Source organism: Natrinema pellirubrum DSM 15624 (assembly GCF_000230735.2).
Classification (GTDB): Archaea; Halobacteriota; Halobacteria; order Halobacteriales; family Natrialbaceae; genus Natrinema; species Natrinema pellirubrum.
Map to the genome: position 1 here is coordinate 432,022 of NC_019962.1, position 21,126 is coordinate 453,147.

At 67.7% G+C, this 21,126-nt stretch carries 22 protein-coding genes; 14 read left to right on the forward strand and 8 right to left on the reverse strand.

Features of this window, described 5'->3' with window-relative positions; translation table 11 throughout:
- Positions 1–54: 54 nt before the first annotated feature.
- The gene (locus NATPE_RS02140; protein WP_006180231.1) at positions 55–1,077 is read right to left on the reverse strand and encodes a CapA family protein; all 1,023 of its coding nucleotides are present in this window, start codon (positions 1,075–1,077) and stop codon (positions 55–57) included.
- Between the two features lie 137 nt (positions 1,078–1,214).
- On the opposite strand from NATPE_RS02140, the gene NATPE_RS02145 reads away from it, so the two are divergent.
- The 3 genes from NATPE_RS02145 to NATPE_RS02155 all read left to right on the forward strand — a co-directional run bounded on the left by NATPE_RS02145 (position 1,215) and on the right by NATPE_RS02155 (position 3,958).
- Positions 1,215–2,051, forward strand: a complete 837-nt coding sequence (locus NATPE_RS02145; RefSeq protein WP_006180230.1) for a molybdopterin synthase — start codon at positions 1,215–1,217, stop codon at positions 2,049–2,051.
- A gap of 256 nt (positions 2,052–2,307) precedes the next feature.
- On the forward strand, positions 2,308–2,547 hold the full coding sequence (locus NATPE_RS02150) for a DUF7123 family protein (protein ID WP_006180229.1): 240 nt from the start codon (positions 2,308–2,310) through the stop codon (positions 2,545–2,547).
- Positions 2,548–2,794: 247 nt separating this feature from the next.
- A complete protein-coding gene (locus NATPE_RS02155; RefSeq protein WP_006180228.1) occupies positions 2,795–3,958 on the forward strand; it encodes a site-2 protease family protein in 1,164 nt (387 codons plus the stop codon).
- A 24-nt stretch (positions 3,959–3,982) separates the two neighbouring features.
- On the opposite strand, the gene thiL is transcribed toward NATPE_RS02155, so the two are convergent.
- On the reverse strand, positions 3,983–4,861 hold the full coding sequence (thiL, locus tag NATPE_RS02160) for a thiamine-phosphate kinase (protein WP_006180227.1): 879 nt from the start codon (positions 4,859–4,861) through the stop codon (positions 3,983–3,985).
- A 96-nt stretch (positions 4,862–4,957) separates the two neighbouring features.
- Between thiL and NATPE_RS02165 the strand changes: the two genes are divergently transcribed.
- The 3 genes from NATPE_RS02165 (at position 4,958) to NATPE_RS02175 (ending at position 6,457) form a co-directional block, all read left to right on the forward strand.
- A complete protein-coding gene (locus NATPE_RS02165) occupies positions 4,958–5,413 on the forward strand; it encodes a 30S ribosomal protein S19e (RefSeq protein WP_006180226.1) in 456 nt (151 codons plus the stop codon).
- A 103-nt stretch (positions 5,414–5,516) separates the two neighbouring features.
- Entirely contained in the window at positions 5,517–5,867 is a 351-nt protein-coding gene (locus NATPE_RS02170) for a DNA-binding protein (protein WP_006180225.1), read from the forward strand.
- A complete protein-coding gene (locus NATPE_RS02175; protein ID WP_006180224.1) occupies positions 5,867–6,457 on the forward strand; it encodes an alpha hydrolase in 591 nt (196 codons plus the stop codon). Before NATPE_RS02170 ends, NATPE_RS02175 begins: the two co-directional genes overlap by 1 nt.
- On the opposite strand, the gene NATPE_RS22525 is transcribed toward NATPE_RS02175, so the two are convergent.
- Positions 6,430–6,570 carry an ATP-binding protein gene (locus tag NATPE_RS22525; protein ID WP_006180223.1) on the reverse strand — a complete coding sequence of 47 codons (141 nt, stop codon included), beginning with the start codon at positions 6,568–6,570 and terminating at the stop codon, positions 6,430–6,432. The two genes, NATPE_RS02175 and NATPE_RS22525, sit on opposite strands and share 28 nt — an antisense overlap.
- Before the next feature lie 159 nt (positions 6,571–6,729).
- Here NATPE_RS22525 and hisS point away from each other — a divergent pair, with 159 nt between their 5' ends.
- Entirely contained in the window at positions 6,730–8,028 is a 1,299-nt protein-coding gene (hisS, locus tag NATPE_RS02180; protein WP_006180222.1) for a histidine--tRNA ligase, read from the forward strand.
- 1 nt (position 8,029) lies between these two features.
- Here hisS and NATPE_RS02185 read toward each other — a convergent pair whose 3' ends face one another.
- Complete coding sequence (locus tag NATPE_RS02185; RefSeq protein WP_006180221.1) at positions 8,030–8,260, reverse strand: hypothetical protein; 231 nt, start codon at positions 8,258–8,260, stop codon at positions 8,030–8,032.
- Positions 8,261–8,403: 143 nt separating this feature from the next.
- Here NATPE_RS02185 and NATPE_RS02190 point away from each other — a divergent pair, with 143 nt between their 5' ends.
- On the forward strand, positions 8,404–9,879 hold the full coding sequence (locus NATPE_RS02190; protein WP_006180220.1) for a sulfatase-like hydrolase/transferase: 1,476 nt from the start codon (positions 8,404–8,406) through the stop codon (positions 9,877–9,879).
- Positions 9,880–10,212: 333 nt separating this feature from the next.
- Positions 10,213–10,644 (forward strand): hypothetical protein, encoded by a 432-nt coding sequence (locus tag NATPE_RS02195; RefSeq protein ID WP_172637282.1) that lies wholly within the window; start codon positions 10,213–10,215, stop codon positions 10,642–10,644.
- A gap of 18 nt (positions 10,645–10,662) precedes the next feature.
- Here the strand turns inward: NATPE_RS02195 and NATPE_RS02200 are convergent, their stop codons facing one another.
- The 3 genes from NATPE_RS02200 to NATPE_RS02210 form a co-directional block, all read right to left on the reverse strand.
- Positions 10,663–11,097 carry a desampylase gene (locus NATPE_RS02200; RefSeq protein ID WP_006180218.1) on the reverse strand — a complete coding sequence of 145 codons (435 nt, stop codon included), beginning with the start codon at positions 11,095–11,097 and terminating at the stop codon, positions 10,663–10,665.
- Positions 11,094–12,080, reverse strand: a complete 987-nt coding sequence (locus tag NATPE_RS02205) for an ABC transporter substrate-binding protein (protein ID WP_006180217.1) — start codon at positions 12,078–12,080, stop codon at positions 11,094–11,096. The genes NATPE_RS02200 and NATPE_RS02205 overlap by 4 nt, the downstream gene beginning before the upstream one ends.
- Before the next feature lie 321 nt (positions 12,081–12,401).
- The gene (locus tag NATPE_RS02210; protein ID WP_015298705.1) at positions 12,402–14,261 is read right to left on the reverse strand and encodes a molybdopterin biosynthesis protein; all 1,860 of its coding nucleotides are present in this window, start codon (positions 14,259–14,261) and stop codon (positions 12,402–12,404) included.
- Positions 14,262–14,378: 117 nt separating this feature from the next.
- Between NATPE_RS02210 and NATPE_RS02215 the strand changes: the two genes are divergently transcribed.
- Together NATPE_RS02215 and NATPE_RS22070 are read left to right on the forward strand one after the other, a co-directional pair.
- Positions 14,379–15,506 (forward strand): EstA family serine hydrolase, encoded by a 1,128-nt coding sequence (locus NATPE_RS02215; RefSeq protein WP_006180216.1) that lies wholly within the window; start codon positions 14,379–14,381, stop codon positions 15,504–15,506.
- A 64-nt stretch (positions 15,507–15,570) separates the two neighbouring features.
- Entirely contained in the window at positions 15,571–15,726 is a 156-nt protein-coding gene (locus NATPE_RS22070) for a rubrerythrin-like domain-containing protein (RefSeq protein ID WP_006180215.1), read from the forward strand.
- Positions 15,727–15,802: 76 nt separating this feature from the next.
- Here NATPE_RS22070 and NATPE_RS02220 read toward each other — a convergent pair whose 3' ends face one another.
- Positions 15,803–17,107 (reverse strand): molybdopterin molybdotransferase MoeA, encoded by a 1,305-nt coding sequence (locus tag NATPE_RS02220; protein ID WP_015298706.1) that lies wholly within the window; start codon positions 17,105–17,107, stop codon positions 15,803–15,805.
- Positions 17,108–17,678: 571 nt separating this feature from the next.
- Between NATPE_RS02220 and NATPE_RS02225 the strand changes: the two genes are divergently transcribed.
- The 3 genes from NATPE_RS02225 (at position 17,679) to NATPE_RS02235 (ending at position 20,895) form a co-directional block, all read left to right on the forward strand.
- The gene (locus NATPE_RS02225; RefSeq protein WP_015298707.1) at positions 17,679–18,050 is read left to right on the forward strand and encodes an Hsp20/alpha crystallin family protein; all 372 of its coding nucleotides are present in this window, start codon (positions 17,679–17,681) and stop codon (positions 18,048–18,050) included.
- Positions 18,051–18,116: 66 nt separating this feature from the next.
- Positions 18,117–19,763: an ABC1 kinase family protein gene (locus NATPE_RS02230; protein ID WP_006180212.1), complete on the forward strand. Its 1,647-nt coding sequence runs from the start codon at positions 18,117–18,119 to the stop codon at positions 19,761–19,763.
- A gap of 43 nt (positions 19,764–19,806) precedes the next feature.
- Positions 19,807–20,895 (forward strand): enolase-like domain-containing protein, encoded by a 1,089-nt coding sequence (locus tag NATPE_RS02235; protein ID WP_006180211.1) that lies wholly within the window; start codon positions 19,807–19,809, stop codon positions 20,893–20,895.
- The last annotated feature ends 231 nt before the right edge of the window (positions 20,896–21,126 follow it).

Sequence of the window (21,126 nt, forward strand, 5' to 3'; positions counted from 1 at the left end):
TCAACTGCCCGGACGGCGTGGTGACACACCGCTCGAGCCAGTCGCCGCCGCGACTCACCGCTCGAGCGACAGGACGAGTCCGTCGCCTTCGCGCTCGAACTCGGTCCCGAACGGATCGGACAGTTCGCGTATCCGATCTCGGGCCCACGCGGCCGCGTCCGGGCTCGCCTCGTGGACCGCACAGCCGTCGATTTCGGTGGGATACAACCGGAGGTCGCGGACTCCACCCGCGGGCGTCACACGCAGAACGAACAGGAAACTGCGGTCGTTGTGCAACGCCTCGTCGATCCGGTAGTCGTCCACGAAATCGCCCGTATCGTAGCAGATCGGAACCCCCTCGTAGACCTCGATCCCCTGCAAGACGTGGGCACTGTGGCCGTGGACGAGATCGACGCCGTTCTCGACGAGCCAGTGACCGAAGTCCCTGAAAGAGTCCGGCGGTTCCGTCACCATGTTCGGCCCCCAGTGTAGCGAGGCCACCAGTATATCAGGATCTCGTTCGCGTGCGCGCTCGAGGGCATCCCGGACGAGCCGTCGCGTCTCCGGATCGTCGGCGTCGATCTCGATCCGGGCCGTTCCCGGCGAGTCCGCGTCGGCGGCGTATTCGGGCGTGTTGTCGGTAAACGAGACGATCGCGAGGTCGAGTCCGTCGTTGCCGCCGCTTGCCTCGGAGTTGGGGATCGTCAGCACCGCCGACTCGAGCGCTTCGTCGAGCGTCTCACCCGCACCCGTGCGGGCGATCCCGGCGTCGTCGAGCGCGGCGAGGGTGTCCCGTAACGCGGTCTCCTCGTAGTCGAGGACGTGGTTGTTCGCCAGCGCACAGGCGTCGACGCCCGCGCGCTCGAGCGCCGGGACCGCCCAGTCGGGGTCGGCCCGAAAGTGAAACGGACGGTGAGTTCGCTGCCACTCCCGACCCCGCGTCGAGAGGACGCACTCGAGGTTGCACACCAGCCCGTCCAGTCCGTGGAGCCGCTCGAGGACGGTGCCCCAGACGGCGTCGACCGGGCGGCTCCGATGGCGCTCGTCGACGAGCCGCCCGAGCATGACGTCACCGGTGAAGCCGATTCGGAGCGCCATACGAATCGTTCGCGACCGAGACCCAAAATCCCGGACCAGCGTTCGACGGCTCGAGGCACCGCGTCCCGACCGCGACGACCCCCGGCCGCGGGGCTTTCGTCGACAGCTACAAACCCCGACCGACCCACAGTCTAGCCATGCACGTACTCGGTGTTCGCGACGCGGGAGCCGACGGCGACGCGCTCGAGGCGGTCGTCGATCGGGTCGTCGACCGGCTCTCCGAGCGGGGGCGGGTCGGGGTCGTCAGATACGACGCGACCATCGCCGACGGGACGCAAGTCCGCGAGTCGGCGACACGCGGCGGCGACGTCACTTACGACCTTGGCGTCGACGGCGACTGGACCGCTTCGGGGACGGGGATGGGCGTCCGCGACGCCCTCGACCGGCTGGCGACCGACTGCGAGTACGCGGTCGTGGTCGGCGTCCCCTCGTTGCAGTATCCGTCGATTCTCGTCGGCGGCGACGGGTCCGACCGCGAGGCCGCCGGCGAGGTGCTGGCGACCGTCGAGGGGCCCGCCGGCCTCGACCTCGCGGCGCTGGTCGACGACCTCGAGGCGGCCGAACCCCACCGAACCCTCGAGTCGCTGGTGGCCCGAGTCAAGGCGTCGCCGGCGGCCGACCGTGCGGGCGCGATCGCGACGTTTACCGGCCGCGTCCGAGCGAAAGACAGTGCGGACGACGCGCGCACGCAGTACCTCGAGTTCGAGAAGTACGAGGGCGTCGCCGACGAGCGCTTGGCCGCCCTCGAGGCCGACCTCGAGTCGCGGGACGGCGTCTTTGCGGTCGAACTTTACCACCGGACCGGGATCGTCGAGAACGGCGAGGACATCGTGTTCGTCGTCGTGCTGGCCGGTCACCGCGGGGAGGCGTTCCGGACCGTCGAGGACGGGATCAACCGGTTGAAAGACGAAGTCCCACTGTTCAAGAAGGAGGTCACGGTCGAGGACGAGTTCTGGGTCCACGAGCGATCGTGATCGTTCCCGTCGTTCACCGGCCGGGCTGAACGGGCGAAACGGTCGGGAAAGACGACATTGAACTCCCCATGCCTATCGAGCCGAAGATAATATGTTAGAAGCGGTTTTAAAACGTCTAACGGGATCTGAGCGGTTCGATAATAGTTCTATTACCGAACATAAAACGTCTATTACCCTCCGGATAGCTGAACACAATCGAAACGGGGCTAACCAACCCTTCTTTATAACGGGTCGCCGCCACAAGGGAGAATCGTCGATGAGTACGACAGCCCAACCCTCCACGGAAAGCAAGGAACGCCGCCTGAAACGCTACCTGCGCGAACGTGCCGAAGACGGCGAGCTGTACTTCAAAGGCAAGTTCATCGCGGACGACGTCGGGATGTCCCCCAAAGAGATCGGCGCGTTGATGGTCAAGCTCTCCGACTCGGTCAGCGACCTCGAGATCGAGAAGTGGTCGTACACGAGCGCGACGACGTGGCGTGTCGCTCCCGCGTAACGCCGTACCGACGCTCGATCGGTCCGCCCGTCCCCGCATCCGCTCCCGCGTGCCGCCGCGTCACTAACGCTATCCGGCACGACGTTCCGAACACGTTGACGCGTTCACCGACGACGCGGTTCGTACTCGTTTTCCCGCCGACAGCCATATTGCTATCCGCTCGCCGATAGCCGCGGCCAGCCCACGAGAAACGGATTCGGCTGCCGGCGACAGTCGTTTTATACGGCCCCGAGCCGAATCACGGGTGATGGACGACGGCGACCGGTCCGGCTTCGACGGCACGGAACGTGACGGCCGTTCCCCCGCGGACGGACCGCCGATCGATCGGATCGAGTCGGTGTTTGCAGTCTACGAAGTCCGACGCGAGGACGATCAGATAGTGTACTACGGCGACCCGCTGACCCACCCCGAGCGGGTCATGCGCGACCTCTGGCCGGCGTTCAACGACCGGGGCTACGACCTCGAGTTCGAACGCCGCCACGGCGAGTACGTCCTCGTCGCCGAGCCGGCGACCCGCGGGATCGACGGGATCCCCTGGACGAACGTCGTGCTGTTGCTGGCGACGATCGCGTCGACGCTGTTCGTCGGCTCGTGGTGGTGGTATCCGGCGCTCGACCCGTTCGCGAACCCGACCGATCTCCTCCACGCGTGGCCGTTCTCGCTGGCGATCCTCGGCGTTCTCATGGTTCACGAGATGGGCCATTACGTCATGAGTCGGTACCACCGGGTCGAGGCCTCGCTGCCCTACTTCATTCCGATTCCGACGCTCATCGGGACGATGGGCGCGGTCATCAGGATGAAAGGCCGGATGCCTGACCGGAAGGCGTTGTTCGATATCGGCGTCGCCGGGCCGCTCGCGGGGCTGGTCGCGACGGTCGTCGTGAGCGTGATCGGGCTCCACCTGCCACCCGTGACCGTCGATCCGGCGCTGCTCCAGAACCCCGACGCGGTCCGGATCGAACTGGGCTATCCGCCGCTGCTCGAGTTGCTCGCAGCGGCGTTCGACCAGCCGCTGTATCGTGACGACCCGACGACGGGCGTGAACCCGGTCGTCATCGGCGCGTGGGTCGGGATGTTCGTCACGTTTCTGAACCTGATCCCGGTCGGCCAGCTCGACGGCGGCCACATTTTGCGGGCGATGACCGGCGAGTTCCACGACACCGTGGCCGCGCTCGTCCCTGGCGCGCTGTTCGTTCTTGCTGGCTATCTCTACTACGTCCAGGAGTACACGGTGAACGCGGTCTCGGTCTGGATCATCTGGGGGCTGCTGACGACGGTGTTCGCGTCGGCGGGGGCAGCGACGCCGATTCGGGACGACCGCCTCGGTACCGGCCGGACCGTCCTCGGCGTCGTCACGTTCGGGCTCGGCTTGCTCTGTTTCATGCCGGTTCCGGTGATGGTCATCGGCTGAGCCGTCACCGTCAGTCACCGGCGCCTACCCGTGCGTGTAACCCCGGTCCGCTAGCTGTTCGCCGTCCATACTGATCCCGTGGTCGCGCTCCCGAACCGTTCCGAGGACCGACAGCGGGACGTCGGTCGCCGACCGGACCGCCGACAGCGAGTCCTCGGGCACGGTCGCGACGAGTTCGAAGTCCTCGCCGAAGGTCGTCGCGCGCTCGAGCGCGTCGGCGTCACCGTCTGTGACCTCGCGGACGGCGTCGTCGATCGGGACCGCCGCCGACTCGATCGCGAAGCCGCAATCGCTCGCTTCGGCCAGTTGATGCAGCGAGCGGGCCAGCCCGTCGCTCGAGTCCATCATCGCGCTCGCGTGCGGGGCGAGGGCTCGGCCGGCCGCGATCCGTGGGCGAAACCGAAACAGTTCGTTCGCCCGCTCGGTGTGGCCCCGATCGAACAACTTGAGCGCGGCCGCGCTGCGGCCGAGGGTGCCGGTGACGCAGACGTGGTCGCCGGGGCGGGCCCCCGACCGGCGGACGGGATCGTCGGCGCGGCCGATCGCGGTCGTCGCCGTCGTGAACTCGTCGTGGCCGTCGAGGTCGCCGCCGACGTATTCGGCGTCGACGTGGTCGCAGATTTCGCTCGCGCCACGAACGAAGGCGAGCAGTTCGTCCCGTTCGAAGGTCGGTGCGGCGTAGGCTGCGACCGCGGCCGTCGCCTCGGCACCCATCGCGGCGACGTCCGACAGCGACGCGCCGATGGCGCGCCAGCCGGCGGTATACCGGGTCGTCCCGTCCGGAAAGTCGGTTCGATCGTGCAGCATGTCCGTCGTCACGACCAGTCCGTCGACGACGGCCGCGTCGTCGCCGGCCGCCGCGAGTTCCCCCTCGAGCAGTCGGAGGGCGGCGCGTTCGTCCATACCCCCCGTTTCGACTCGAGGGCGAAAAGCGGTCCGGGCCGGCCGGATCGGCTCGATACGATGGTCTTAAATGCCGCGGACGGAAATCACACGCCAATGGCTACGATGTACGACGTTCCGGCGGACGACCTCATCGAGGCGCTCGCCGACGATCTCGCGGACCGACTCGAGGAACCGGACTGGGGCAAATTCGCCAAGAGCGGCGTCGCCAACGAACTGCCGCCCGAGCAGGACGACTTCTGGGCCACCCGCGCGGCCAGCCTCCTGCGCAAGGTCGCCGACCGCGGCCCGATCGGCGTCGAGCGACTCTCGACGGAGTACGGCGGCGCGAAGGGCGGCTCGAACCGCTATCAGGTCGCGCCCGCGAAGCGAACCGACGGCTCGAAGAACCTCATCCGGACCATCCTCCAGCAGCTCGAGGAGGAAGACCTCGTCGAGACCGCCGAGGGCGAGGGTCGCCGCATCACCGCCGACGGCCGGAGTCTGCTCGACGAGACCGCCGACGAGGTCCTCGAGGAACTCGACCGCCCGGAACTCGAGCGCTACGCGTAACGCCGTTCACGTCGCACCGTTCTCGCATCGATTTCGCCGCCCAGAGCGACGCTTCCGTCGTCCGTAATCATTTTCCCGCCCGCCGGACAAGTACGTAACAACCATGAGTGGCTCACCGGACGAGGAGAAACTCGAGGAGCTCCGACAGAAGAAAATGGAGCAGCTACAGGACCGGGCCGAGGCCCAACAGGGCGAGGGCGGCCAGGAGGCGGCCCAGCAGCAGGCCGAAGCCCAGAAGAAGGCCGTGTTGCGCCAGCACCTGACCGACGACGCCCGCAAGCGGCTCAACACCGTCAAGATGAGCAAGCCCCAGTTCGGCGAACAGGTCGAGCGCCAGGTCATCAGCCTCGCCCGTAGCGGCCGCATTCAGGGGAAGATCGACGACGACAAGATGAAACAGCTCCTCAAGGAGCTGAAACCCGACTCCCAGAGCTTCGACATCCAGCGCCGGTGATGGAGCTCGGACTGCTCTACAGCGGCGGCAAGGACTCGACGCTGGCCGCACTCTTGCTCGAGGAGTTCTACGACGTGACGCTACTGACGGCCCACTTCGGGATCAGCGACGACTGGCAACACGCCCGCGAAACGGCCGAGTCCGCGGGCTTTGCCTTCGAACGCCTCGAGTGTGATCCCGACGTCGCCCGCGAAGCCGTCGATCGCATCCGCGAGGACGGGTTCCCGCGAAACGGCATCCAGCACGTCCACCAGCATGCCTTGGAGCGACTGGCGACACGGGAGTTCGACGCCATCGCCGACGGCACCCGCCGGGACGACCGTGTGCCGACCGTCTCGCGGGCACAGGCTCAGAGCCTCGAGGACCGCCACGACATCGATTACATCGCCCCGCTGTCGGGCTTCGGTCGCTCGGCCGTCGACCGGCTCGTCGACGACCGACTGGACGTGACGGTCGGTCCGAGCGAGGAGATCGATCGGGCCGACTACGAGGCGGAACTCCGGGCGCTCATCGCCGAGGAGGAGGGGCGGGCGGCAATCGCGGACTACTTCCCCGATCACGATCAGACGTACGTGACGAACGTCCGCTGACGACGGTGTCGCTCCGGTCCATACCCGCCGCGCGCGAACTCGAACCGGGCCCCGCCGGCCTCGCTTTCGGTAATCGTCACCTGCCAGTCGTGGGCGTCGGCGACGCGTTGCACAGTCGGTGTCGGGTACAGGTCGACATCGATCGACGGGCTGGGCTCGGAACGGGACTGGTGGAACGAAGGGAAGCAGCGCCGACGCAAACGGGTGGCGACCGCGAGCGCCGCGGGAGCGGAACGAAAGGATAGAAGTTCGGCGTCCCCGAACGGATATCCATGTACGACCGGATCAAGGGCTTTCGTGACTTCTACCCCGGCGAGATGGCCGCCAGACGGGAGGCCATCGACGTGCTGGAGGACACTGCCCGCGAGTACGGCTTTCGCGAGATCGGGACGCCGGCGCTCGAGCGCGCCGAGATGTGGACCGACAAGAGCGGCGACGACATCGTCGACGAACTCTACGCCTTCGAGGACCAGAGCGGTCGCCACGTCACGCTGACGCCGGAGCTGACGCCGACCGTTGCCCGGATGGTCGTCGCGAAACAGCAGGAACTGTCGAAGCCGATCAAGTGGGTCTCCACGCGGCCGTTCTGGCGCTACGAACAGGTCCAGCAGGGCCGCTACCGCGAGTTCTATCAGACCAACGTCGACATCTTCGGCTCGTCGGAGCCGACGGCCGACGCCGAAATCCTCGCGTGGGCCGCCGACGCCCTGACCGGACTGGGACTGACCGGCGACCACTTCGAGTTCCGAATTTCTCACCGGGACATCCTCGGGGGCGTCCTCGAGAGCTACGAGGCCGACGTCGACACCGAGGCGGCGATCCGTGCGGTCGACAAATCGGACAAGCTCTCGCGGGCCGAGTACCACGACCTGCTGATCGAGGCCGGCCTCTCGGCTGATCAGGCCGCCGAGTTCGGCGACCTTATCGCGGCCGGCGATCTCGAGGAAGTCGAGGCGTTCGCGGGGACCGAGCGTGTGACCGCAGCGGTCGAGAACCTACAGAACGTACTGGACGCGGCCGCGGACTTCGGTGCCCGGGAGTACTGTACGATCTCGCTCGAGACGGCCCGCGGACTGGATTACTACACGGGCGTCGTCTTCGAGTGTTTCGACTCGGCGGGCGAGGTATCACGGTCGATCTTCGGGGGCGGACGCTACGACGACCTCATCGAGAGTTTCGGCGGCCAGCCGACGCCGGCGGTCGGCGTCGCGCCGGGCCACGCGACGCTCGCGTTGCTCTGCCAGCGGGCCGGCGTCTGGCCCGAAGAAGACGTGACGACCGACTACTACGTCCTCCAGATCGGAGACACGCGCACCGAAGCGGCCCGAATCGTCGGCGAACTGCGTGACCGGGGCCACGTCGTCGAGACGGACATCGCAGGCCGGTCGTTCGGCGCGCAACTGGACTACGCCGACTCGATAAATGCCGAGACGGTCGTTATCGTCGGCGAACAGGACCTCGCGAACGACGAGGTGACGATCAAGGATATGGAATCGGGTGACCAGACGCAAGTCCCCGTCGACGAGTTCCCCGGCGACCGCGAGCGACCGACGTTCGAGGACCTCGCCTGACTCACTCGCGGTTTGGCCGCTGTGCTTCCGTTCCCGACTCCGGCCGCCCTGCCGACTGTGCTTTGGCTCCCCGACTATCACCGTCGTTTTCGGGGCGACTGTCCGCGTCGCGGCGCTCGACCGGCGAGTGGCCGGTCTCGACGAAGTGGTCGATCATCGCCCGGCTGAGTTCCCCGGTTTCCCCGTCGGTCCGATACTCCCACCCACATTCGTCGCAGTACGCGCTCGGCACGTGCGGCCCCTCGAAGGGCGGCCCAATGAACGGTGGGGTTCACGCGGTTGCGTCTTATACGGCAGTCGCGCTCGAGCCGCCGAGAGCCGCCGAGAGCCGCCGCAGGTCCCACCATTAACTGCGACCGGGGTGTACGACGGTCGATGGCCGACTCCGACTCCCGCCCGAACGTCCTGTTCGTCCTCACCGATCAGGAGCGATACGACGCCAGCGCGCCTGACGGGCCGCCGGTCGAAACCGAGGCGATCGACTCGCTCTCGAGCGAGGGGGTCCGCTTCCAGCAGGCGGTCACCCCGATCAGTATCTGCTCGAGCGCTCGTGCGTCGCTGCTGACGGGGCAGTTCCCCCACGGTCACGGGATGTTGAACAACTGCCACGAGCCCGACGCAATCCGGGAGGATCTCCCCGACGAGTTGCCGACGTTCTCGGAGGAACTCGTCGCGGCCGGCTACGACCTGACTTACACGGGCAAGTGGCACGCCGGTCGCGAGCGGACGCCGGCCGACTTCGGCTTCTCGTATCTCGGCGGGAGCGACACGCACCACGACGACATCGACGAGGCGTTTCGCGAGTACCGCAGGGAGCGTGGCACGCCCGTCGGCGAGGTCGCACTCGAGGGGACGATCTACACCGGCGAGGATCCAAGAGACGGCGAAAACGGGACGTTCGTCGCCGCGAAGTCCCCCATCGACGTCGAGGAGACGCGCGCGTACTTCCTCGCCGAACGGACGATCGACGCGATCGAGTCCCACGCCGACGGCGACCGGGACGGCCCCTTCTTCCACCGAACGGATTTCTACGGGCCCCACCATCCCTACGTCGTCCCGGAACCCTACGCCTCGATGTACGATCCGGATGACATCGAGCCACCCGACAGCTACGCGGAGACCTACGACGGGAAACCGCGCGTCCACGAGAACTACCTCGCCTACCGCGGCGTTGCGGACTTCGACTGGGAGTTGTGGGCCGAGGCGCTCGCGAAGTACTGGGGGTTTCTCACGATGATCGATCACCAACTCGAGCGGATCCTCGGGGCCCTCGACGACCACGGGCTGGCCGACGAGACGGTCGTCGTCCACGCCTCCGATCACGGGGACTTCGCCGGGAGCCACCGCCAGTTCAACAAGGGGCCGTTGATGTACGACGATACCTATCGGATCCCGCTGCAGATCCGCTGGCCCGGCGTCACCGACGGCGCGACCTGCGAGACGCCGGTCCACCTCCACGACCTCGCGGCGACGTTCCTCGAGATCGCCGAGGTCCCCGTTCCGGAGAGCTTCGACTCGCGGAGCCTGGTCCCGCTGCTCGAGAACGGGGGCGAGCCGCCCGCCGACCTCGAGTGGCGCGACTCGACGTTCGCCCAGTACCACGGCGACGAGTTCGGCCTCTACAGTCAGCGGATGGTCCGGACGGCGGCGTACAAATACGTCTACAACGGCCCCGATATGGATGAACTATACGACCTCGAGGCCGATCCCGCCGAGTTGCGAAACCTGATCGACCATCCCGAGTACGAGACCGTCCGCACAAACATGCGCGAGCGGCTGACCGAGTGGATGGATGAGACGGACGACCCGAACCGGGTCTGGGTGAGCGGTGTGCTGGAAAATGCGTCGTAGCTTTCAGTTGGTTTGGAAGGCGCGGTGGCGCGCGCTGTCGGCCGACCGAGTGCCAACGAGGGCGGCCGATGACACTGTGCGAGGGATGAGCGAACGCCGGAGGCGTGAGCGAATCGGTTGGGGAGGGTGTGGCCACTCCGTGTTGCCACGATAGCAGGGCGCTCCCTGTTGTCGTCCGTAACGATGGCAGCGCGTTCGGTGACGTTCTCGTTTGAAGAGACGACTCCGAAGACGACTCCACCATACAATGTCGAAACGGAAGCGTACGTTTACGGTGCCGAAGCCGATACCATCGTCTATGATCGCCGCCACCGACGAGACGGGGGGACAGCGATGACGCGCGACGACACCGACGACTCGCCCGCCGACCTCCGCGAGCGGGCCGCCCGCGACGAGGAGATCGCCGACGCACTCGAGGACCTCCTCGAAGAGTTGCGCGACGAGGACATCAAAGGGTCGCGTCTCGAGGGCCTGTTCGACGAGGTCAGCTCGAGCAATCCGAACATCTGGAACATCGTCTCGGCCTTTATCGACGTCGAGGACGGCGAGGCGATCGTCACCGACGAGTCGAAACTGGCACAGGGCAGCTGGGCCCCCGAGATCGTCGAGGGCTGTGACACGATGATCACCCTCGAGATCGAGTACGGAATGATGCCCGACGAGTTCGCCTACACCGCGGGCAAGAAGCTGACCCAGCGGATCGAAGAGTTCCGCGAGCGGGCGGCCGAGGCCCGCGAGCGGGCCGACGAACTCGAGGACGACTGACCCCGCAGACGGACCGGGTCACTCGACGACGACTTGCTCTCGCTCGAACCGATCGCCGGGAGCGTCGGCTCCGTCGCTCCCCGTCCGCCAGCGCCACGACCCGATCTCGAGGGGCTCGAGCGAGACGATCACGTACGACCGATCGGGCCAGGTCGCGTTCGCGGCGTCGGTCGCGCTCGGCCGCGCTGGCCCGCGGGGATGGGAGTGATAGAAGCCGACGATCGCCTCGCCGCTGTCCTCGAGCCGGTCGAAAAGCCGCAGCTGTTGCTCCGGATCGATCTCGTATCTGGTCCGCGGGTCGTCGGCGACGTTCCTGGCCGGGTACTGCGACGCCACGCGGCTCCGCCCGTCGGGGTCGTACTCGCCGCCGAGGACGCCACAGATCTCCGCAGGCGTTCCGTCGCGGGCACGCTCGAGGATCGTCTCCCGGATCCCGGTCGGTAGGACGATCACGGTCCCGAGTCGACCTCGGCTCGAGGGTCTCCCTGGACGGACTCGCTGCCCGGGACGTCCGCCTCGAGATCGTCGAACGGCACCGCGACCGCGGGGTCGGGGCCGTCGAATCGCTCGGGGTGGACGATCGGGGCCAGCGCCTCGAGGGTGTCGACCAGCCGCGGCCCGGGCCGGTTGAGGTAGTGGTCGCCGTCCATCGCCCAGACCCGTCCCTCCCGGACCGCCGTCAGCTCCGCCCAGCCGTCGCGCTCGGTCAGATCCGTCGCATTTTGTGCGATCTGCTCGAGGCCGAACCCACAGGGCGCAACGATCAGCACCTCGGGGTCGTACGCCCGGATCTCCTCCCACTCGCGGGGGCGCGAGCGCTCGCCGGCGTCGGCCAGTCCGTACTCGCCGCCGGCCCAGTCGACGAGTTCGGCCGTCCAGTGGCCCGCGACCATGGCGGGGTCGGTCCAGTCGAGGATCGCCACGCGCGGGCGGTCTTCGGGCGGAATGTCCGCCGTCCTCTCCCGGATCGCCTCGAGCCGGGCCTCGAGATCGGCCCGCAACTCGCTGGCCTGCTGCTGGCGGTCGATCGCCGCGCCGATCCGTTCGATGTCGTCCAGCACGTCGCCGACGCTGTGGGGGTCGGTCGGGACGATCTCGGGACTCGCATCGATCCGGGCGACGGCGTCTTCGATCACCGCCACGTCGACCGCACAGACGTCACACATCCCCTGCGTGACGATGGCGTCGGGCTCGAGGGCGTCGAGCGTTTCGACGTCGATGTCGTAGACGCCGGCCTCGGTGTCGGCCGTCTCGAGGACCTGTTGATCGATCTCGCCGCTCGAGGCCGACTCGTCGACCTCGAGCCGGGAGCGAGTGATCGCGGGGGCGTCCGCGGCCGCCGGCGGGTAGTCGCACTCGTGGGAGACGCCGACCGGCTCGCGGCCGAGTGCGGCGACGATTTCGGTGGCCGAGGGCAGCGTCGTGACGGTTCGCATGGTCGTCCGTAGGGAGCGAGCGGTCAAAAACGGCGGGCTCGAGGAATGATGATATACAACCCACTTGACGACAGTGTGAATGAATCATGTCCTGCTATCGTGGCACCACGGAGCGGCCACGCCCTCCCCAACCGATTCGCTCACGCCTCCGGCGTTCGCTCATCCCTCGCGCAGTGTCATCGGCCGACCGAGTGCTAACGAGGGCGGCCGCCAGCGCGCGCCACCGCGCACCGGGTGACTGGTTTAGGGCAGTCCATTCCTCACTCCGACGGAACGCCGATAGCTCTCGAGCGGCCGAGAACTGGTCGAAAGGACTCGCTGCTATCGCTGCGCCGACGATACGTCCGAAAGCGCTGCCTCGAGTTCCCGAACTCCCTCCTTCTCGGTTCGATCGGGGTTCGCCAGCACGCACACCGGCTGCTCGCCGAGCGGGACGAACCCGAGATCGAGTCGGTCGGCGGTCTCGCGCAGGCCCAGTCCGGCGTCGGCGTCGCCGGCGATGACCTTCCGGGCGGGGCTCTCGTGGGCGCGCAGCCCCAAGTCGAAGCCGTCGATGGCGTCGACGATGTCGTGGCGGTCGACGCCCCGCTCGTCGGCGAGATCGGCCACCGCAGCGCCGAGGCTCGAGCGCAGGCCGGAGTCGGTCGTCCGATTGATAAAGCGCAGGTCGCGATCGACCAGATCCGCAAGCCCCTCGAGTTCGGCGGGGTTGCCCGCGGGGACGACCAGCCCCCACTCGCGCTCCCAGCGGCCGAGTTCGATCGCTTCGAACTCGGGTTCGACGGGGCCGGCGACGACGGCCGCGTCGGGGACCCCCTCCCGGAGCCGCCGCAGGCCAGGGCGGCTGCCCACCGAGAGATAGCGGGGGTTCTCGAGGCCGTCGAGCAGCCGCGAGAACGTCGGGTCATCTTCGCCGACGGCAAAGAGCGTCGGCGGCCGGACGTCCGGCGAAAAGAGGGTGACGGTGGCGGGTTCGCCCGCCTCGAGGTAGTCGGTCTCGGGCCCGACCTCGACGACGCCGTCGGCATCCGCGAGGCTGGTGGTCGCGCCGCTGCCCTTGTCGACGGGGTAGACGAGTACCTCGCCGTCGCCGTCGGTCACGAGGCCGACCGGCATGAGTCGATGGCGGCCCTCCTCGTAGCGTTCCTGCCGCGCCAGCCGCCCCGAAACGGTTGCCGATGCGGGCTCTGGCTTCCCGGCGGCCTCGCGGATCGCCGGCGCGACGAAGGTTCGAAAGACCATCATCGCGGAGACGGGATAGCCCGGAAGGCCGACATACGCGGAGTCGTCCAACCGCCCGATCAGCATCGGCTTCCCGGGTTTGATGCTCACGCCGTGGAGCAACAACTCGCCCTGCTCCTCGATGACCCGGTAGATGACGTCGACTGCACTCGCGCTGGTCGATCCCGACGAGAGGACGAGATCGCACTCGTCGGCCGCGGTCCGCAGGATCTCCTCCATCTCCGATTGCTCGTCGCCGGCGTGGGGATACAGCACCGCCTCGCCGCCCGCGTCCTCGACCCCCGCGGCGATCGTGTAGCTGTTGACGTCATAGATCTCGCCCCGATCGCTCTCGAGTTCGTCGCCCGGCCGTACCAGTTCGTCGCCGGTCGAGACGATACCGACCGTCGGTTTCGCCCGAACCGGCACTTCGTCGATGCCCAGCGCCGATAGCAAACCGATGTCCCGGGGCGTGATCGTCGTCCCCGGACCGAGCGCGCGCTCGCCGGCGGCGACGTCCGCGCCGGCGAACATGACGTTGTCGCCGGGGGCGACCGAAGTACGGACCAGGACCTCGTCGCCGTCAGTATCGGTACGCTCGACCGGCACCATCGCATCGGCCCCGTCGGGCATCACCGCACCGGTCGAGATCTCGGCCGCTTGACCCTCCTCGAGTGCCACGTCTGGCTTCGCGCCGGCGTGGACCTCGCCGACGATCTCGAGGTGGGCTGGATCGGCCTCGTCCGCGCCGAACGTATCGCGGGCTCGGAGCGCGTAGCCGTCGAGGCTCGCCCGGTCGAAGCCGGGCACGTCGAGTTCGGCATCGAGTCGCGCGACGAGGACACGGCCGCGGGCGTCTTCGAGCGGAACGCGTTCGATCCCGCCCTCGAGGGACAGCGAGTCGATCGCCTCGCGGGCCTCGTCGGGTGAGGCCAGATCGCGGAACTCCTTGCGGTTCATACCCGCTCTTGGAGCGCCGCGGCTAAAAACGTCGGTCGACTCGCCGTCAGGTGCTACGCTCCTGTGATATGTTCTCGTACAACAACGATTAAGCATCCGCCCGAAGAGGTGCGATCCATGTCACGCATTTCCGAGCGGGACCGCGAGCGCATCGCCGATCTCTTCGACCGCCATCTCGAGGCCGGCCTCCACCACGGGGCCCAACTCGCCGTCTACGTCGACGGCGAACCGGTGATCGATCTCGCCGGCGGGGTCGAAGCGCCCGACGGCCCCGAGGAGACCCGCGAGACACGGCATATCCTCTTCTCGAGTACGAAGCCCTACGCGGCGGTGACGCTGCACTCGCTGGTCGAGGAGGGCGAACTCGCCTACGACGACCGGGTCGTCGACCACTGGCCCGAGTTCGCCGACGAGGGAACCGAAAAGGCCGAGATCACCGTCCGACAGGTCCTCAGCCACACGTCGGGGCTCAACCGCGGCGAGATCGACGACCGGCCCGACCTTTGGGGCGACTGGGACGCCGTCGTCGAGAAACTCGAGGAAATGGAACCGAACTTCACGCCCGGCGAAACGCCGGCCTATCACGCGCTGACGTTCGGCTGGCTGGTCGGCGAACTCGTCCGCCGGGTATCGGGAACGCCGATCGAGGCGGCCGCTCGAGAGCGGGTCTTCGACCCGCTCGGACTGGCCGACACCGGGATCGGCCTGCGCGAGGACGAGGACGACGACGTCGCGACGCTGGTCGGCTTCGAGCCGTTCGACCGCTGTCGCGATCCCGACGAGGGGCTCGGAAAGAACGCCGAGGTCGCAGCACCGTTCAATTCCGAGGAGGTCCACCGCGCGGTGATCCCGGCTGCCAACGGGATCGGCACCGCCAGCGATATGGCTCGCTTTTACGCCTGTCTGGCCAACGGCGGCGAACTCGAGGGGACGCAGTTGCTCGAGTCCGAGACGGTCAAGCGGATGACGCAGGTCCAGGCCGAGACCGAGGCCGACGGCACGATCGGCCGCGAGGGCCGGTTCGCGCTTGGCTTCTGGAAGGGCGGGACGACGGTCGCGCCCTACGGCACGCTCTCGCCGAAACACGTCTTCGGCCACGCCGGGCTGGGCAGCAGCGTCGGCTGGGCCGACCCCGAGGAAAACGTCGGCTTTTCGTACGTGACCAACGGGGTCCGGGACGGCTCCTACGAACACGTCGCCCGCGTCAACGCCCTGGGGGACGCGGTCCGGCACGCGATCCGGTGAGCCGACGACCCGCCGTCGTGAGAACTCGCCGAGATGTTATGTAAACCGAGATATAAGCAAGGGTATGCCCCACGATCAGGACGTCGAAGGCGAGAACGATCCGGTGTCCGCGTCGACCTACGAGTGTCTCGAGTGCGGCGACATCGTCGAATCGACTACGCATCCCGGCATCTGCGACTGCGGCGGCGAGTACCAGAACCGGGCGAAGTCCCTCGAGTAGGTCCGACGCGGTTTCGGCGGCAGTTCCGTGGCGCGTGTGCGGACAGTGGCCCCGGTCGTGGAGCCACGGTGTCGTCTCACGGATTCACTTCCCAGTCCTCGACAGCGACCGTCTCACCGGCCGGAATCCCCTCGCGGTCGTCGTCGACGACCACCCAGCCGTCGGCCAGCGCGACGCTCGAGAGGACGCCCGACCCGCTCGCTCGCGTCGGGACCGCCTCGTAGCGGGGCTCGTCGGGGCCGCGGTCGGGCGCGTCGCGTTCCTCGAGTCGCACCCGCGCGAACGTCCGCGTGCCGGGCTCGCTGGGAATCTTGCGCTCGAGGCGGGCCCGCGTCGTCGGGTGGGGGTCGGGCTCGGTACCCTCGAGCCACCGCAGGACCGGCCGGAGGAACTGGACGGCGTTGACGATGCAGGCGACGGGATACCCCGGCAGCGCGAGGACGGGGGTGTCCTGTACGATCCCCAGACAGACCGGGTGGCCGGGCTTGAGCCCGACGCCGTGGGCCAGTACCTCGCCCAAGTCGTCGATCACCTCCGGCAACAGGTCCCGTTCGCCGACGCTCGAGCCGCCGGTGGTGACGACGACGTCTTTCGTCAGATCGCGCTGGATTGCCACGCGCAGCGACTCGGGGTCGTCGGTGACCACGTCGCGGTAGGTCGCTTTCGCGCCCCAGCGCTGGGCCAGCCGCGAGACGGTCAGCCCGTTGGTCTCGATCACCTCGCCGGGGCCGGGATCGCCCGCGACGAGTTCCTCGCCCGTCGGAACGACGCCGACCGTCGGCTGTTGGGCCACCGCGACGCTGCCGTAGCCCGCCGAACGAAGGAGGCCGAGGTCCGACGGTCGGAGCCGGTGGCCCGCGTCGTAGAGGTGCTGGCCCTCCTCGACGTCCTCGCCGACCGGCGCGACGTTTTCCCCCTCCGCGAGGGCGTCCTCGACCTCGAGTTCGCCGACCGACTCGCGCTCGGTGACCCGTTCGATCATGACGACGGCGTCGGCCCCCTCGGGAAGCGCGCTGCCGGTGTGGACCCGCGCGGCCGTGCCCGGCTCGATCCGGTCGGCGGTGGCGTGGTCGCCCTCGCCGTCCGGGGCTGCGATCCGCAGCACTTCCGGCGAGCGCTCGCTGGCCCCGAAGGTGTCGCCAGCCCGGACGGCATAGCCGTCCATCGCCGCCCGTTCGTAGTGGGGGACGTTGCGGGCCGATTCGACGGGTGCGGCGAGGACGCGGCCGTCCGCGCGATCGACGTCGACCGTCTCGGTCCCGCAGGGAACGTCTCCCTCCTCGCCCCCCACGACCGCCTCCTGCAGCATCCGGCGCGCCTCGTCGACCGGCGTTCGAACCTTGAACCCGGCCTCCGTGCGCTCGCGGTCGGCTCCTTCCATACCCTGAATCGGGTCGCCGGAGGCCAAAAGCGTGGGGGAACCCGCCGTCCGATACCGCCGTTCGTGGATCGTTCGACGTGGGTGGCGCGCGCTGTCGGCCGACCGAGCGCTAGCGAGGACGGCCGAGAACATTGCGCGAGGGATGAGTGAGCGACTGAACGGAGCGAACGAATCGGCTGGGGAGGGCGAGGAAATCCCTGTTGCCACGATAGCAGGACGCTTCTCTCTCCAGTCGACTATCTATTCAGGTCGACCATCTAGTCGTCTCGAGCAGAGCGTGGTTTTTGCCGTGAACAGCAGCTAACGCGTCCTGCTATCTGGCAACAATGAGGGCCACACCCACCCCAGCCGATTCACTCACTTCGTTCGTTCATCCCTCGCGCAATGTTCTCGCCCGCCTTCGTAAGTACTCAGGCGGCCGACAGCGCGCGCCACCGCACATCGATTGCCCGCCGTCGCCCGACTCGAGGGGGCCCGTTGGCGGACGGTCTCTCTCCCCGCGGGACGCTCGAGCGATCGACGGATCGCCGCGACCGCGGCCTTTTTCGTATCGGCGTTCGAACCGGTATCTATGTCAGCGCTCCGCGACGCGTTGCGGGATCTCTCCGACGACGTCTTCTTCGATCTGCTCGAGAGCGAGGAGGCCTATCTCCTCGTCCTCGACGTCCCGGGCGTCTCCGCCGAGTCGCTCGAGGTCGCGATCGAGGACGGCCGGATCTCCATCGACGCCCAACGGGAGAAAGACCCCGCCGGCGACTACCGCTATCTCGAGGAGAACCGGTCGCTGTTTCTCGAGGTGGACCTCCCGCTGCCCGACGACGCCTCCGACGCCGGCGGCGAAGCGACGGTCGACCGGGGCGTCCTCGAGTTGACGCTGCCGAAACGCGGGACCGGCGAGGAGACGACGATCGACGTCGTCGACGAAGACGCCCAAACGGGGTGACAGAGGCTGGCTTCCCTCCGTGCATACAAGCGGTTCGTCATCGTCGCTTGGCAGTTCCTCCCGCTGTTGCTGGCCTACGCTCGTGACCGGCGGCGCTTCCTGCTGTTCGGTCGCCGGCGGCAAGTCGATCCCGAGACCCATCGCCACCGGGCCGAGGTATTGCTCGAGTCGCTGTTGACGCTCGGGCCGACCTTCATCAAGCTGGGGCAGTTGCTCTCGACCCGGCCCGACATCCTCCCACCGGCGTACGTCGACGTCCTCGCGTCGCTGCAAGACGACGTGCCGCCGGCCGACTGGGAGGAGGCGAAAACCGTCCTCGAGGACGAACTCGGCCCCGTCGACGAGCGCTTCGCCGAGTTCGACACCGAACCGATCAGCGGCGCGAGTCTGGGACAGGTCTACCGCGCGCGCCTCGACGCCGAGAGCGAGCGCGAACGAGAGAGCAGTGACGGTACCGACCACCGCGACGTGGCAGTGAAGATCCGGCGACCGAACATCGAGTCGCTCGTGCAGGCGGACCTGCGGGTGATCAAGTGGTCCCTGCCGATCCTGCTGTACTTCGTCGACGACGCCCGGTCGTTCTCGCTCGAGAACTTGGCCGAGGAGTTCTCGAAGACGATCCGCGAGGAGATGGACTACGAGCGCGAGGCGGAGATGCTCACCGAGATCCGCGGCAACTTCGCGGACGACGACCGCTTTCTCATCCCCGACGTGATCGGGAGCCACTCCGGGTCCCGCGTGCTGACCATGGAGTACGTCGAGGGGACGAAGATCAACGACGTCGCGGAACTCGAACGACGAGGGATCGACCGAACACAGGTCGCGGAGAACCTGGAACGGTCCTACCTGCAGATGATCATGGACGATGGGGTCTTTCACGCCGATCCCCACCCCGGAAATCTCGCGGTGACCGACGACGGGCTGATCGTCTTCTACGACTTCGGGATGTCGGGTCGGGTCGATCCGTTCGTTCAGGAGAAGATCGTCGACTTCTATATCGCCGTCGCCAACCAGGACATCGACGGCATCCTCGACGCCTTGGTCGAGATCGGGACGCTCTCGCCGGAGGCAGATCGAGGCGTGATGGCCGAGGTCATGGAGATCGCCATCCAGGACGCCCGCGGCGAGGACGTCGAGCAGTACCGGGTCAATCAGATCGTCGGGCAGGTCGAGGACTCGATCTACGAGTTCCCGCTCCGGCTCCCGAAGAACCTCGCGCTCGTTCTTCGGGTCGCGACCGTCGTCGAGGGCGTCTGCGTGACCTTAGACGAGGACTTCGATTTCATCTCCGTCGCGACCGACTACCTGACCGAACAGGGCTACCGCGAGGAGTCCATCCGACAGTACATCGACGAGACGGGCGACCAACTCCGGCGGACCGGCCAATCCCTGACCCGGATCACCCCCAAGGCCGAGCGGGCCCTCGACCGGCTCGATCGCGACGACCTCTACGTCCGGATCGGCGTCGAGGACGAGTCGAACGTCTTCGAGAACCTCGCCAAGCGGCTCGTCTACGGCATGCTCCTGACGATGTCGCTGTTCTCGATGGGCGTCTTATACGCCCTCGAGGCCCCGCGGGCCTCGGTCGTCGCGGCGGTCTTCTCGATTATCGTGCTGATCCAGCTCTACCGGTCGTTCCGCTCGGCCAAGGGAATCGGTGCCCGACCGCAGTTCACTCGCCAGAACCTCCGCCAGCGCCGCGGCAACGAGTAGCGGGACCGCCAACGCTCTTGGGGCTCGCTGTCGTCGGGGCAGTATGGAGTACGATCGGATCGCCGACCTCTCATTGTCGATCGACGACGTTTCGACGGCCCGCCTCGAGCGCGAGACCACGAGCGATTTCACCCGGGTAACGACGGTGATCTCGCTGTCGGGGCCCACGCCGGATGGGGACGGGACGGTCACGGGACGCGGCGAGGACGTCACCTACGAGACCGCCGATCACGACCGGCTGGCCGAGACCGGGCTGCCGGATCTCACCGGCGAGTACACGTTCGACGCCTTTGCCGACCGGCTCGACGGCCTCGACCTGTTCCCGGGCGGTGCGCCCGATCGGGAGGTTTTCCGGAACTACCGGCGCTGGGGACTCGAGAGCGCTGCACTGGACCTCGCACTTCGGCAGGCAGAGACCGACCTCGGGAGCGTTCTCGATCGTAGCCTCGATCCCGTCCGGTTCGTCGCCAGCACCCGACTGGGCGATCCGCCGACGGCCGACCGGCTCGCGGGACTGCGCGATCGGATCCCGGACCTCGAGTTCAAGCTCGATCCGACCCCCGAGTGGGATGCGGGCCTCGTCGACGCGATCGACGAGGCGGTCGGGACCGACGCCGTCCGCATCCTCGACCTGAAAGGCCACTACGAGGGGACCGACGTCGACGTGCCGGCCGACCCCGACCTGTACGAACGCGTCCTCGAGTCGTTCCCCGAGGCCGTCATCGAGGACCCCGACCTGACCGACGAGACGAGACCGCTGTTCGACGATCCCGAGGTCCGAGCGCGGGTCTCGTGGGACGCGCCGATCCACGGCGTCGCCGACGTCGAGGCGCTGCCCTGGAAGCCCGACTGGCTCAACATCAAACCCTCGCGCTTCGGCTCGCTCGAGTCGCTGTGCGAGACGCTGCGCTACTGCGACGACCACGACATCCGGTGCTACGGCGGCGGGCAGTTCGAACTCGGGGTCGGTCGCGCCCAGCTCCAGACGCTGGCCGCGATCGGCTATCCCGACGGCCCCAACGACGTCGCGCCGCGGGCGTACAACGATCCCGGGGTCGCGGACGGACTGCCGGCGAGCCCGCTCGAGCCCGTGACCGATGCCGTCGGGTTCGGCTCAGCGTTCGACGGCTGAGCGGGCGCTGGATCGATCGACGTTCGGGTCCCCAACTGGTCGGCCAGCAACACTTTACTCGTGTGACCGCAATCGAAGATGTCCGGGTTGGACTGGATGGATGTGAGCGTGCGGTCCAGCCTGGATGTGAGTTTTTTACCCGGACACTCGTTCGGTTTCTGATCCTCCTCAAAAATAGATGCGGTTCCGGCAGCCAACGAGATACCGCCCGGGCCGCGATACGGCTCGGCG